General features: G+C 73.7%; 13 protein-coding genes. 4 read left to right on the top strand and 9 right to left on the bottom strand.

Features of this window, described 5'->3' with window-relative positions; translation table 11 throughout:
* Position 1: 1 nt before the first annotated feature.
* The 4 genes from AB0G28_RS11980 to AB0G28_RS11965 are packed head-to-tail and all read left to right on the top strand — an operon-like array spanning position 2 to position 4,893.
* Positions 2–1,354 carry a GH1 family beta-glucosidase gene (locus tag AB0G28_RS11980; RefSeq protein WP_361086739.1) on the top strand — a complete coding sequence of 451 codons (1,353 nt, stop codon included), beginning with the start codon at positions 2–4 and terminating at the stop codon, positions 1,352–1,354.
* Positions 1,342–2,283: an ABC transporter permease gene (locus AB0G28_RS11975; RefSeq protein WP_361086736.1), complete on the top strand. Its 942-nt coding sequence runs from the start codon at positions 1,342–1,344 to the stop codon at positions 2,281–2,283. Before AB0G28_RS11980 ends, AB0G28_RS11975 begins: the two co-directional genes overlap by 13 nt.
* Complete coding sequence (locus tag AB0G28_RS11970) at positions 2,280–4,202, top strand: dipeptide/oligopeptide/nickel ABC transporter permease/ATP-binding protein (RefSeq protein WP_361086733.1); 1,923 nt, start codon at positions 2,280–2,282, stop codon at positions 4,200–4,202. The genes AB0G28_RS11975 and AB0G28_RS11970 overlap by 4 nt, the downstream gene beginning before the upstream one ends.
* The gene (locus AB0G28_RS11965; protein ID WP_361086730.1) at positions 4,189–4,893 is read left to right on the top strand and encodes a dipeptide/oligopeptide/nickel ABC transporter ATP-binding protein; all 705 of its coding nucleotides are present in this window, start codon (positions 4,189–4,191) and stop codon (positions 4,891–4,893) included. The genes AB0G28_RS11970 and AB0G28_RS11965 overlap by 14 nt, the downstream gene beginning before the upstream one ends.
* A gap of 69 nt (positions 4,894–4,962) precedes the next feature.
* On the opposite strand, the gene AB0G28_RS11960 is transcribed toward AB0G28_RS11965, so the two are convergent.
* The 9 genes from AB0G28_RS11960 to AB0G28_RS11920 form a co-directional block, all read right to left on the bottom strand.
* Positions 4,963–6,258: a glycosyltransferase gene (locus tag AB0G28_RS11960; protein WP_361086727.1), complete on the bottom strand. Its 1,296-nt coding sequence runs from the start codon at positions 6,256–6,258 to the stop codon at positions 4,963–4,965.
* A 147-nt stretch (positions 6,259–6,405) separates the two neighbouring features.
* Positions 6,406–7,602, bottom strand: coding sequence for a hypothetical protein (locus AB0G28_RS11955; RefSeq protein WP_361086724.1), 1,197 nt, complete (start codon positions 7,600–7,602; stop codon positions 6,406–6,408).
* Positions 7,593–9,578, bottom strand: coding sequence for a CocE/NonD family hydrolase (locus tag AB0G28_RS11950; protein WP_361086722.1), 1,986 nt, complete (start codon positions 9,576–9,578; stop codon positions 7,593–7,595). Before AB0G28_RS11950 ends, AB0G28_RS11955 begins: the two co-directional genes overlap by 10 nt.
* Positions 9,575–10,585, bottom strand: coding sequence for a beta-ketoacyl-ACP synthase III (locus tag AB0G28_RS11945; protein ID WP_361086719.1), 1,011 nt, complete (start codon positions 10,583–10,585; stop codon positions 9,575–9,577). Before AB0G28_RS11945 ends, AB0G28_RS11950 begins: the two co-directional genes overlap by 4 nt.
* Positions 10,586–10,595: 10 nt before the next feature.
* Entirely contained in the window at positions 10,596–10,796 is a 201-nt protein-coding gene (locus tag AB0G28_RS11940) for a DUF5988 family protein (RefSeq protein WP_361086716.1), read from the bottom strand.
* Positions 10,797–10,815: 19 nt separating this feature from the next.
* A complete protein-coding gene (locus AB0G28_RS11935; protein WP_361086713.1) occupies positions 10,816–11,595 on the bottom strand; it encodes an ABC transporter permease in 780 nt (259 codons plus the stop codon).
* A complete protein-coding gene (locus tag AB0G28_RS11930; protein WP_361086710.1) occupies positions 11,592–12,572 on the bottom strand; it encodes an ATP-binding cassette domain-containing protein in 981 nt (326 codons plus the stop codon). Before AB0G28_RS11930 ends, AB0G28_RS11935 begins: the two co-directional genes overlap by 4 nt.
* Positions 12,573–12,616: 44 nt before the next feature.
* Entirely contained in the window at positions 12,617–12,754 is a 138-nt protein-coding gene (locus AB0G28_RS11925) for a hypothetical protein (RefSeq protein ID WP_361086707.1), read from the bottom strand.
* Between the two features lie 21 nt (positions 12,755–12,775).
* Positions 12,776–13,687, bottom strand: coding sequence for an AraC family transcriptional regulator (locus AB0G28_RS11920; protein ID WP_361086704.1), 912 nt, complete (start codon positions 13,685–13,687; stop codon positions 12,776–12,778).
* Positions 13,688–13,708: the final 21 nt, after the last annotated feature.

The following is a 13,708-nucleotide window of genomic DNA, read 5'->3' as shown; positions in this document are numbered from 1 at the left end:
CATGAGCGACCAGGAACCGACCTTCCCGCCGGCGTTCCGGTGGGGCGTGGCCACCGCGGCCTACCAGATCGAGGGCGCGTGGGACGCCGACGGCAAGGGACCGTCCAACTGGGACACTCGCGCGCACCGGCCGGGCGGCCTGGCCGGCGGCGCCACCGGCGACGTCGCCTGCGACCACTACCACCGGCTGGCCGAGGACCTCGACCTGCTGGCCGGCCTCGGCGTCGGCAGCTACCGGTTCTCCGTGTCGTGGCCGCGGGTCCAGCCCGCCGGCAGCGGCCACTGGAACGGCCGCGGGCTGGCCTTCTACGACCGGCTGGTCGACGGGCTGCTGGCGCGGGGCATCGAGCCGATGCTCACGGTGTACCACTGGGACCACCCGCAGCCGATCGAGGACGCCGGCGGCTGGGCCGGCCGGGACACCCCGGCCCGGTTCGCCGACTACGCCGAAGGACTCGTGGTCCGGTTCGGCGACCGCGTCAAGCGCTGGATCACGATCAACGAACCGCTTTCGGTGATGCACGACGGAATGTCCGGGCTGCCGCCGGAGTCCGCGCGCCGCCACGGGCTGCGGATGGCCCACCACCTCATGTTGGGTCACGGCCTGGCCGTGCCGCGCCTGCGGGCCCACACCCGCGGCGGCGAGATCGGGATCTGCCTCAACCTCGCCGGGTTCTCCCCGGCCGGGAACGAGCCGCGGGACGTCGCCGCGGCCGCCCGCGCCGAGGTGTACGAAGACCGGCTGTTCCTGGATCCCTTGCTGCGCGGGGCTTACCCCGAACTGGACGGCCGGCCGGTCGTCGAAGCCGGCGACGGGGACCACGCGGTCATCGCCGCTCCGCTGGACTTCCTCGGCGTGAACTGGTACGCCCCGGCCCGGGTCGTCGCGTCGGCCTCGGGCGCCTTCCGGTACACGCGGGTTCCGGTCCCCGGCGCGGGCACCAACCTGCTCGGCTGGCCGGTGGCACCCGAGCACTTCGGCGCGCTGCTGTCCTGGCTGCGCGCGAACTACCCGGACGCGCCGCCGATCCAGATCACGGAAAACGGCTTCCCCGACGCCGACGAGCCCGACGCCACCGGCTCGGTCCGGGACCCGCGGCGCATCGAGTACCTGCGAAGCTGCCTGCGCCAGGTCCACGCCGCCATCGAGGCCGGTTCGGACATCCGCGGGTACCACGTCTGGTCCCTGCTGGACAACCTCGAATGGGACCACGGCTACCGGCCGCGGTTCGGGCTGGTGCACGTCGACTTCGCGACGCTCGCCCGCACCCCCAAGGAGTCCTACCGATGGTACCGGCGGTTCCTCGCCGCCCAGCGGCGCGGCGGGACGGAGGTGCCGGGATGCTCCGCCTGATCACGCACCGGCTGCTCGTGTCGGTGGTGCTCGTCTTCATCGTCTCCCTCGTGGCCTTCCTCCTGCAGTCCGCCGCGCCGGGTGACCTGGCACGCGCCATCCTGGGCCAGAACTTCAGCGTCCCCGCCTACGAACAGCTGCGCCACCAGCTCGGCCTGGACCAGCCCGTGCTGACGCAGTACTGGCACTGGCTCGAGGACGCGCTCCACGGCGACCTCGGCTCGTCCCCGATCAGCGGGCTCTCGGTGGCGGAGGAGATCGGCCACCGGCTGCCCGTCACGTTGTCCCTGATCGGCTGCGCCACGGCGGTGACGGCCTTCGTCGGGGTCGCGCTGGGGGTCGTCAGCGCCGTCCACGGTGGCCGGATCGGCCGCGTCGTCGACGTGCTTTCGCTGGTCGGCTACGCGCTGCCCAGCTTCTGGTTCGCGCTGACGATGGTGACGCTCTTCGCGGTCACGATCCAGCTGCTGCCGGCCACCGGCTACGTCCCGCTCGGGGCTTCGCCCGCCGGGTGGGCCCGCAGCCTGATCCTGCCGGTGGCGACCCTCGCGCTGCCCGGCATCGCCGTGTTCGCCAAGCAGACCCGCGACGCCATGCTGGAAGCGCTCTCCCGCGACTACGTGACCGCGTTGCGGGCCAACGGTGTCCCCGAAACGTCGGTGGTCCTGCGGCACGCGCTGCGCAACGCGGCCATCCCGGTGGCGACCCTGGTGGGGCTGACGTTCATCGGGCTGCTGAGCGGGACGGTGTTCGTCGAGTCGGTCTTCGCCATGCCGGGACTCGGCGGCTTGGCGGTCCAAGCCACCTCGCAGCACGACATCCGGATGATCCAGGGGGTGGTGGTGGTGTTCACGGTCATCGTCGTCGCGGTGAACCTGATCGTCGACCTGGCCTACGGCCGGCTCAACCCGAAGGCCCGGGTCCGGTGACCGCGGGGGTCGAGGAGTTCGTCGCCCGGGGCGTGCGGCCCGGCGGGCGGTGGCGGGCCGCGCTCCGGCGCCCGCTCGCGTGGGTGCCGCTGGGGTATCTCACCCTGCTCGTCGCGGGTTCGGTGCTGGCGCCCGTCCTGGCGCCCTACAGCCCGGTGGCGACCGACCTGGAGCACGTGCTGGCCGGGCCCGGCCCCGCGCACTGGCTCGGCACCGACGCGCTCGGCCGCGACGTCCTGACGCGGCTCATGTACGGCGGTCAGGTCAGCCTGCTGCACGCCGGGATCGTCGTCGTCACGGTGATCGGCGCCGGCGTCACCAGCGGGATCGTCGCGGGGTACGCCGACGGGTGGTTCGACCGGGCCTTCACCTGGGTGGTCGACGTGCTGCTCGCGATCCCGGTCCTGATGACCCTGCTGGTGGTGCTGGCCGTCGTGGGCGAGCACCAGACCGTCGTGATGGTCGCGCTCGGCATCCTCGTCTCCCCCGGCCTGGCCCGGGTGGTCCGGGGCGCGACTTTGGCCGTGCGCAAGGAGCTCTACGTCTCCGCGGCGCGCGTTTGCGGGCTGCCGCACCGCCGGATCGTGGTGGCCCACGTCCTGCCGCGGATCGCCGGGCCGATCATCGTCCAGGTCTCGCTGCTGGCCGGCGGGGCGCTGCTCATCGACGCCGGGCTGAGCTACCTGGGGTTCGGCGCGCAGCCGCCGAACCCCACGTGGGGCGACATGATCGCGCAGGCGGCGTCGGTGATCGACCGCCAGCCGTGGCTGCTGGTGCCCCCGGGTGTCGTGCTGGGCCTGGCGATCCTGGCCTTCGGCCTGCTCGGCGACGTCGTCCGGGACGCGACCGCCGGGCACGCGGCGCCGCCGTCGAACCGCCTGCACCGGGCGCACCGCGCGCCGGCACCGGTGCTGACACCGCGGGAGGAGCCCTCGACGGCGCTGCTTTCGCTGCGGGGCATGGAAGTGACTCTCCCCGAGGGGCAGGTCGTGGTGGAGGACCTCGACCTGGACGTCGGCCGCGGCGAGACGGTCGCGCTGGTCGGCGAATCCGGCTGCGGCAAGACGATCACCGGCCGCGCGGTGCTCGACCTGCTCCCGGCGGGCGGCGCGGTCACCGCCGGGAGCCTCGTGTTCGACGGCACGGACCTCGCCCTCGCCGGGCCGCGGGCGATCCGCGGGCTGCGCGGCTCGCGGATCGCCCTGATCTCGCAGGACCCGGTGGGCGCGCTGGACCCGGTGTTCACCGTGGGGCACCAGGTGGGCGAGCTGGTCCGGCTGCGGCACGGCGGATCGCGGGCTTCGGTGCGGGAGCGGACGCTCGCCCTGCTGCGCGACGTCAACCTGCCCGAGCCCGGGCAGGTGGCCCGCCGGTACCCGCACGAACTGTCCGGCGGCATGGCCCAGCGCGTCGCGATCGCCATGGCGCTGGCCGGGGAGCCGAGCCTGCTGATCGCCGACGAGCCGACCACGGCCCTGGACGTCACGGTGCAGGCCGAGGTGCTCGGGCTCCTCCGGCGGCTGCAGGACGAACGCGGCATGGCGATCCTGCTCATCACCCACGACTGGTCGGTGGTTTCTTCGTTCTGCCGGCGCGCGTACGTCATGTACGCGGGACACATCGTCGAGTCCGGCGCGGTCGGTGACCTCCTGACCCGGCCGCGCCACCCCTACACCGAGGCGCTGCTCGGCGCGATGCCCCGGCGCGCCGAGCCGGGCTCGCGGCTGGCGGCCATCCCCGGGTCGGTCCCGGAACCCGCGCACTGGCCGCGGGGCTGCCACTTCGCCCCGCGGTGCCGCCTGGCGACGGCCGGCTGCACCACCGGGCCCGTCCCCGTGTCCGAACCCGAAACCGGGCACCGCACCCGGTGCCTGCACCACGCGCAGCTGTCCCCCGGAGGAGAACGTGCCTCTGCTTGAAGTCCGCGACCTCCGCGTCGCCTACCGCCCGCACCACCCGGTCGTGGACGGGGTGAACTTCGTGGTCCGGCAAGGGGAAACCCTCGGACTGCTCGGCGAGTCCGGCTCCGGCAAGTCGACGATCGGGCACGCCGTCGTCGGCCTGGTCCGGCCGTCGGCGGGCCAGGTCCTGTTCCGCGGCGAGGACATCACGCACGCACCCGCCCGGCGGCGGCGCGAGCTGGGCCGGCACGTGCAGATCGTGTTCCAGGACCCGCACGGCTCGCTGAACCCGTCCCGCACGATCGGCAGCACGCTGGCGGAGCCGCTGCGAGCCGTCCGCAAGCTGCCGCGCCGCGCGGCCGAGGCCCGGGTCGCCGAGGTCCTGGCCCGGGTCGGGATGCCCCGCGCGGCGGCGAGCCGGTACCCCGGCGCGTTCTCCGGCGGCCAGCTCCAGCGGATCGCCATCGCCCGCGCGCTGGTGCTCGAGCCGGAGCTGGTCGTCTGCGACGAGCCGACCAGCGCGCTGGACCTGTCCGTGCAGGCCCAGATCCTCAACCTGCTGCTGGACCTGCAGCAGCAGCTCGGCCTGAGCTACCTGTTCATCTCCCACGACATCGACGTCGTCCGCTTCGTCTGCCACCGGACCGTGGTGCTGCGCGGCGGGCGGATCGTCGAGCAGGGCCCGGCCCCGCTGGGCGGAACCCCATGACGTGAACGACTCGGACGGTGCTGTCCGTGAAGGCCTCCTTACCGGCCATAAGAGCCGGTAAGGAGGCCTTCACGGCTTTGCCGACCCGATCCCCAGGTGCAGCGCCTCCAGCACCTTCACCGCGTGCCCGGTCCCGTCCTCCGCCCGCACCAGCTCGCCCAGCTCCCGTGCCCGATCCGGCGCCGTCCCGCGGACGGCGTCGCCGATCGCGCGGGCCAGGCCACCCGCCGTCAACTCCCGCAACGGCTGCGGCCGCGGGGCGACGCCCAGCGCCGACAGGCGCCGGCCGAACCAGGGCTGGTCGAACATGAACGGGCACACCACCTGCGGGCGGCCGGCGGCCAGTGCCGCGCCCGTCGTGCCCGCGCCGCCGTGGTGCACGATCGCCGCCATTCTCGGGAACAGCCAGTCGTGCGGGGCCTGCGTCAGGCAGAACGCGTCGCGGCCGAGGCCGTCCGGGCGGATGCCGCCGCGGCCGAGCGCGACGACCGCCCTGACTCCGGTCGCGCGCAGGGCCGTCGCCACGATCTGCCCGGTGCGGGCCGGGTCGCTGCCGACCATGCTGCCGAACCCGACGTAGACCGGCGGCGGCCCCGCGGCCAGGAAGGCGGCCAGGTCGGCGGGCGGCGTCCACGGGGCCGGCGGCAGGAAGAAGAACCCGGGCGTGTGCACTGACTCCGGGTACCGCGCCCGCGGCGGCAGCACGTGCCGGCTGAACGCCTGCAGCACCGGTGCCCGGGTGCCGTCCGGCCGCCGGAGCGGGTCGTGGGCGAAGCGGCGGCGAGGGAGGCCGAGCCCCTCGCGCCGGAACCGCGCGGCGCCCCCGGTGAGGGCACGGACGAACGTCCGGGTCGACGCGTACGACACCCGGTTGAGCGCCGCGGGCAGCGGGTACGGGAACAGCGGGTCGGCGAACGACGGCGTCGGCACCCAGAACGGCTGCAGGCACACCGGTACCGCCGGGACGCCCAGCAGCTCGGCGATCGCGTGGCCGGGCACGTTGACCTGGTGCACCACGACGTCGACGTCGTCCTCCGCGGCGAGCATCCGCCCGAGCACCGCGAGGTCGTCGAACACGCGCCGCATCGCGACGCGGTTGTGGCGCAGCAGCCGCAGCCCGAGCCGTTTCCCGCGCAGGCCGCGGAAGTTGCGCTCGACCGCCTCCCACGCCGCCCGGTCTTCGACCAGCTTGTTCGTCCCGTCGTCGAGCGGGATCACCCGCGCGCAGAACGGATCGGCCATCGCGGCCGACGACGCGGGCGCGGCCAGCACCACTTCGTGCCCGGCGCCGGTGAGGGCGGCGGCGAGCGCGGCGAACGGCTGGACGTCGCCGCGGCTGCCGTGGGTCAGCAACAGGGCTTTCACGAACGTTCCTCCTGGATTTCCCGTGATCGCGGCCCGGCTCCCCAGCGCCCCAATGTGGCATTGGGTGCGTTGGACGCACCCAATGTGGCGTTCGGTGCGTTGGACGCAACCAACGCCACATTGGGGCGTTTGAAACCGGCCCGCTCCCTAGGCCGACGCGCCGATGATCAGCAGCTGCTCGTACAGCTCCCGGACGAGGCGGTCGACCTCGCCCCGGGTGAAGAACCGCTCGGTGAAGATGTGCAGCACCGTCAGCCGGTCCCGGTAGGTGGAGACGTAGTAGCCGGGGAAGAACGTGTCGCCGACGGTGTTCAGGATGTGGATCTCGGTGAACTCCAGCCCGGCCGGGGCGGGGAACTCGCCGACCACCCCGAGGTTGCTGATCAGCGCGTAGGAAAGGTTGCGCCCCAGCGTGTCCTCCATCGGCGCCGCGTCGCGGAGCCCTTCCGGCACCGCCAGCACCTCGTCCATCCGCGCCTTGACCTCCCGGCCGACCAGGATCGGGCTCAGGCGCGGGGACACGGCCGTTTCGGCGACGTAGGACATCATGAAGTTGGTCGTTTCCAGCTCGCCCACCGGCGGGTCGACGCGCCGCCGGAAGTCGACCGGCGACACGCAGTACATCGGCGTGGCCTCGCGCCCGCCGGCCAGGACCCGCTGGGCCAGCAGGATCGCCCCGGCGACCAGCCCGTGCACCGTCGTCTCGTACCGCCGCGCCGCGCGCCTGAGCCACTCGGTCTCCTCGACGCTCAGGCGCAGGTAGCCGCTGAGCAGGCCGGCCGGCCCGGCCGGCGGCTCGGGCGGGACGGCGGAGTGGAACAGCCGCCGGTCGTACGGGATCAGGCCGAGCCGCTCGTGGAAGAGCGCGGCGGGCGGGGCGGGCAGCGACGTCCCCGGCTCGCAGCCCGGCTCGTCCCCCGACGCGTAGGCGGTGAAGAGCCGCAGCAGCTCGCGGAAGGTGCCGAGCCAGGCGTTCGCGTCGGTGATCGAGTGGTCCGTGCGGAGGGCGACGTACCCGCGCCCGTCGCCCCGGACGAGCACGAGGTCGGCGACGCCGGCCGTGGCGTCCCACGGCAGCCCGGCGATCTTCGTGAGCACGTCCGGCTCGTCCGCCAGGACGATCAGCTCCGGTTCGTGCTCCGGCGACACCGCGAGCACCGCTTCGGGAGCGGTGCCGCGGACGCGGGCCCGCAGCACCGGGTGTGCCGTGCACAGGTGCCGGAACGCCCGGGCGAGCGCGTCGGCGTCGAGGTCGCCGCGGTACTCCGCGGCCATGATCACCACGCGGTCGAGGTGGGCGAGCTCCAGGTAGTTCAGCGGACGTTCCAGCATGGTCAGGTCCATTTCCACTCCCGCGTGAAGAACTGCTTGCCGTTGACGAGCACCTCGGCCGTGACGGCCGCGTCCACGGCTCCCATCTCGATCCCGGCCCGGACGACGACCCGGTCGCCGTCCGGGGTCTCCGCGCTCTTCTCCCCCGACGCCGTCATGCGCGCCGCCGCCGGCCGGTGCTCGGGCACCCCGAGCTCGACCTGCGTGGTCATGGCGAGGAAGTCGCGGTCCTCGCCCGGGAACCGGATCCGGTCCCGTTTCTCGACGGTCAGCCGGACCGACGAGCGGAGGTGGTCGCGGGCGATCTCCCAGCGGTCGCGGCGGGAGGCCGCCGTGGCCCGGCGCGACGGCACCGGGACCACGACGTCGGCGAGTGCCTCCGGGTCGGCGGCCGGCAGGCTGAGCGTGGTGGCTTGCTCGCCGTCGTACTCCTCGGCGGCCAGGCCGACGTAGTCGCCGGGACCGCGGATCACGCGGACGCCGAGCCGCCCGGCTTCGGCGGACGGCCACAGCCGCGGGATGTCCGCCTCGGCCAGCACCAGCCGCACGCGGTGGCCGGCGGCGAACCGGTAGCACGTCGGGTCGAGCTGCACCTGGACCACGTCGGCGCGCTCGGTCAGGTCCACCGTGCCCGAAGCGACCAGCAGCGACCGGTCCTGCTCGTCGACGTCGGTCACCTTGAGCACGCACCGGGTCGCGGTGGTCCCGGGGGCCGGCAGCAGCCGGACGGACGGGGAGCCGGCGACGAGCAGCGGCTCCGGCAGCGGCGCGCTGGTGAACGCCAGCGTCCGGGCGTCGTCGTCGTGCTGGTCGAGCGGGTAGCCGAACCGGTCGGTCGGGTGCTTGGTGAGGCCGCTCAGCGCGCCCACGGTCGGGTCGCCCCGGCCGGTCACCGTCGCGGCCGCGGACGTCCGGCCGCCCGGCGCGGACCGGTAGAGGTGCCCGGAGCGGGACGCGACGAAGAGGTGGTCGGCCTTCTTCTCCGGCGGCCACTGCGCCGCCCGCACCCAGCGGGCGCCCGAGCCCTGGACGAAGAAGGTCGCGGTCCGCTCGTTCTGGCCGGCCCGCGGGGCCCGGCCGTGCAGCCACCGGTCCCACCACGAGCAGGCCAGCACCGCCGACGGGAACGGCCCGGCCGCCGCGACGTCCGGGAAGGTGTGCAGCCACGGGCCGGCGATCAGCTGCTTCGGGGCGCGGATCTGCTGGTAGGCGTCGATCATCGCGTCGCAGAACAGGTCACGCCAGCCCGCAACGCACAGCGATGGCACGGTGATCCGCCGGGCGTCGATCCGGCGCCGCGCCCACACCGCGTGGCCCGGCGGGTGCTGCCAGGCGTCGGCGAACCACGGTTCGAACTTCTCCAGCCGTTCCTTCCACAGGCTTTCGTAGTTCTCCCGATCCGCCTCCCGCAGCGGCGGCAGCAGCGCGCAGAAGATGTTGTACAGGCTCAGGTGCCCGAACATGCCGATCCCGCCGCGCTGGCCGGCCGGGTGCACGAGGTCGCGTTCGACGTCGGTCCAGCCCATCACCGGGAAGATCGCCTTCAGCGACGGCGGCCGCTCGGCCGCGACCGCCAGCGTCGTCATGCCGCCGTGCGACAGGCCCCACATGCCGACCCGGCCGGTGCACCACGGCTGCGCGGCGGCCCATTCCACCACCGACACGCCGTCGGCGACCTCGCCCGGGCTGAGCAGCGGCCTTGGCGTCCCCTCGGAAGTCCCGATGCCGAAGCTGTCCACGTAGAGGACCGCGTATCCCCGCTCCGCGAAGTAGCGCAGGTAGCGGCTGGCCGCGACTCCGCCGAGGCCGTCCTTGCGTCCCGTGTGGACGGTCACCAGCGCGGGCACGCGGTGCGCGGTCTTGGGCAGGTACAGGTCCGCGCCGAGGGTCAGGCCCGGCTCGCTCGACGGGATGCGGACGTCGCCGCGGAACTCGACCTCGTGGCGGGGCGGCCGGGACGGCGGCAGCCGCACCGGGGGCCGGATCACCGGATCTCCCCGGGCGTGCGGGGACGCGTCCAGCGCAGCGTGGCCCCGCCCCAGCTCATTCCGCCGCCGAACGCCACGAGCAGGACGACGTCGTCGTCGAACAGCAGGCCGGAGCGGACGGCGTCGTCGAGGGTGATGGGGACCGAGGCGGCGCCGGTGTTGCCGTACCGCTCGACGGTCAGGTGCATCTGCTCCGGCCGCAGGTCCAGGGTCTTCGCCAGGTCCTGCAGCATCCGGCCGTTCGCCTGGTGCGGCACGATGAGGTCGATCTCCGACACCTCGAGCTCCGCCGACTTCGCGACGTCGACGACGAGGTCCGGCAGCACCCGGGCGGCGAGCTCCCGGACCTGCCTGCCGCGCATGGCGAAGTAGTGCTCGCCGAGGGCGAGGGTCTCCTCGCTCGCCGGCCGCCTGCTCCCGCCGCCGGGCACGGTGACGAAGTCGGCGGTCGTCCCGTCCGAACCGAGCGCGCTCGACAGCAGGCCGCGGCCGTTGCCGCGCTTGCCGAGCACGACGGCGCCGGCGCCGTCGCCGAACAGCACGCAGGTGCGCCGGTCCTCGTAGTTCAGGATGCGCGAGTAGGTGTCCGCGCCGATGACCAGAGCGTTGCGGGGCAAGGGATCCGCCTCGAGCAGCGCGTGCGCGGTGACCAGGGCGTAGACGAAACCGCTGCAGACGGAATCGACGTCGAAGGCCGCCGCGCGCATCGCGCCGAGGTTGGCCTGCACGGCGCAGGCCGTCGCCGGGATCGGCTGGTCGGGCGTCGAGGTGGCGACGATCAGCAGGTCGATGTCGGTCGCGGCCAGGTTCGCCGCGCGCAGGGCGTGCTCCGCGGCCCGGGTGGCCAGGTCGGACGTCGCCTCGTCCGGCGCCGCGACCCGGCGCTCGGCGATGCACGTCTTGTCGTAGATCCACTGCTCGCCGAGCCCCAGCCGGCGGCCCAGCTCGGCACTGGTCAGGACGGTCTCCGGCAGGTACGAGCCGGTACCGAGAATGGCGGTGTTCATGGGCGCCTCTCTATTCCGCGAATTTCGTCCGGTCGCACCAGACGAAGACGGCGCCGTCTTCCGGTACTCCGCGGGTGGTGGTTTCGGGGACGAAGTGCTCGTAGCCCGCCCGGAACGGGATCTTCAGCCGGTCGTGCGCGCGGGCGGCGACGAGCACGGTTTCGGGCATTCCTTCGGGTGCTCCCTTCAGGGTCACTTTCACGGTCGGCATCGCCGGTTTCACCTCTCCGTCATGCGACGCGCCGGTGGTAGGCGCGGATCGCCAAGGGGAAGAACACGAGGAGCACGCCGGCCGACCAGGCCAGCGCCCCGGTGAGCGGGCCCGCGACGGGACCGCCGTTCAGCAGTCCCCGCACCACGTCCGCGAGCAGGCTCACCGGGTTCACGGCGGACCAGGCCCGCAGCCAGCCGGGCATGGTCGCGGCCGGGACGAAGACGTTGCTCGCGAACACCAGCGGCATGAACAGCGCCACGGCGGTGCCCTGCACCGCGTCCCGGTCGCGCAGCACCATGCCGAGGAACACGGTGACCCAGCAGAAGCACAGGCCGGCCGTCACCAGGATCGCCGTGGCGGCCAGCACTTCCGGCGGGCCGGTGCGCACGCGGTAGCCGAGGACCGCACCCGCCGCCAGCAGCACGACGATCGCGACGAGGTAGCGGACCGCGCCGGCGAGCACCACCCCGGTCAGCGGGGCCGAGCGGGCGATCGGCATGCTGCGGAAGCGGTCGAACACGCCGCTGCCCGCGTCGCTGTTGAGGCCGACGCCGGCCGACAGGGTGGCCATCAGCACGCTCGGCACCATCAGCCCCGGCACCAGGTCCGTCAGGTACGCGCCCGGGCTGCCGGCGATGGCGCCGCCGAACAGGTACCCGAACATGACCAGGAACAGCAGCGGCTGCACGGTGACGTCGACCAGGTGCTCGGGGTTGCGGCGGATCTTGAGCACGCCCCGCCCGGCCAGGATCAGCCCGTGCCGCACGGCGTCCGCGGGCGCGACCCGGCCCTTCACGACGCGCTCCCGGCCCGCGCCGCCGGGTCGTCCGGTGGTCGTTCGGCCGGTTTCCCGGTCAGCGCCAGGAAGACCTCGTCGAGGCTGGGCAGCCGCAGGCCCAGCTCCGCGGCGGCCAGCCCGGCCTGGTCGAGCCTGCGGACCAGGGTGGACAGCACCATCGGGTCGGCGGCCGGCGCGGTGAGCAGGCCGGTGCCGAAATCCCGGGCCGGGGTGGTGCCGGTCAGCTTGCCGAGCACCCGCGCGGTGGCGTCCATGTCCTCGGCCACCACCGGCCGGACCTGCACCGTGCGGCCGCCGACGCGGTGCTTGAGCTCGTCGGGCGTGCCGTCGGCGACGACGCGTCCGGCGTCGAAGACCGTGACGCGGTCCGCGAGCCGGTCGGCCTCTTCCAGGTACTGCGTGGTGAGGAGCACGGTGACGCCTTCGGCCACCAGCTCCCGCACGACCTGCCACAGCTCCCGGCGGACGTGCGGGTCGAGCCCGGTGGTCGGCTCGTCGAGGCAGAGCACCCGCGGCCGGCCGACCAGGCTGGCCGCGAGATCGAGGCGGCGGCGCATGCCGCCGGAGTACGTCGACGCGGGCCGGGCGGCGGCCGTCCCGAGCTCGAAGCGCTCGAGCAGCTCCGCCGCCCGGTCCCGCGCCGCGGGGCGGGACAGGCCCAGCAGGCGGCCGAGCAGCACCAGGTTCTCCGTGCCCGTCAGGTCCCCGTCGACGGACGCGTACTGGCCGGTGAGCCCGAGCAGAGCGCGAACCCGCGCCGGTTCGCGCTCCACGTCGAAGCCCCCGACCCGGACCAGGCCGCGGTCGGGCCGCAGGAGCGTGGCCAGGACCCGGACCATGGTCGTCTTCCCGGCGCCGTTCGGCCCGAGCACGCCGACCACCGTGCCCGCGGGAACGGCGAAACTGACCCCGTCGAGCGCGGTGACCGACCCGAACCGTTTGACCAGATTCTCCACGCGGATCATCGGTGGCACTTTTCCTCCCTTGGCGCGTGCTCGTGACCGGCCGTTTTCCCTTTTCACGGAAAGCTTGTCCGGCCCGAGTTCCATGATTCACCGGCGACCGCGGGCCGGGACATCCGAAAAACGAAGTCTTCTTCCCGGGTGACCGGGAACACAAAAAAGGTGCCGACCTCGGCCGGCACCTTTTCTGTCATGCGCCCGGGGTGGCGCCCGCTTCAGCGGCGGAGCGTTTCCGACGGGCGTTCCCCGAATCGCTGCTGGTAGCGGGCGGCGAAATGCCCGGCGTGCAGGAATCCCCATTCCGCGGCCACTCCGGTCACCGTGACCGCGTCGGACTGGGCCGCCCGCAGCTGGTCGTGCACCCCGCGGAGCCGGATTTCCCGCAGGTACTCCATCGGCCCCATCTTCAGGTGCTTGCGGAACCCCAGCTGCAGCGACCGCTCGGTGACGTCGGCCTCGCGGGCCAGGCTCGCCGTCGTGTGCCGCCACTTCGGGTGGTTGTCGATCCACTCGAGGGCGATGCTCACCGCCCGGGTCGGCGCCGCGGGCACCTCGCCGTCGAGCATCCTGGTGTAGTTGCTGGGGTGTCCCATCAGCAACGCGGTCATCAGCGTGCGCTCGAACGTTTCGGCGACGGCGCGTTGCTCGATGAGCGATCCCGGGCGCCCGAGCTCGGTGACCAGCATCCGCAGCCCGCGCAGCCAGCTCCGGCCGTTCCCCGAGTCGAGCGCCATCGCGGGGTCGAACCGCAGCGGCCGCCGCAGCGGCGCACCGAGCAGGTCGCTGAGGCGGGCTTCGAGACCGGCCCGCTCCACGCGGACGACCAGCTGGGCGCAGTCGCCCGGCCAGCGCAGCGCCACGGGGTCCGCCGGCGAAAGCACCCCGGCGGTCGCGGCGGTCAGCCGCACCCGGTCGCCGCCGCAGCGTGCCTCGGCTTGGCCGCTGAGGGGGACGAACACGGTGAAGAACGTCTCCACGGGCCCGGATTCGAAGCGGACGGCCTCGCCGTAGCGGAGGACGCTCAGCGACAGGTCGCACAGCCGCACGTGATGCATCCGCGCGTCGAGCCCCTCGCCGTGCACCCGCAGTATGTGCGGCGCCCACACCCGGCTCACTTCCTCGCGCACATGATCTGCGTCACAAGAATG

Origin of the sequence: Amycolatopsis sp. NPDC021455, assembly GCF_040640995.1 — a bacterium.
Classification (GTDB): domain Bacteria; phylum Actinomycetota; class Actinomycetes; order Mycobacteriales; family Pseudonocardiaceae; genus Amycolatopsis.
Note: the sequence above shows the minus strand (reverse complement) of the source record. Positions and strands in the feature narration are given on the sequence as shown.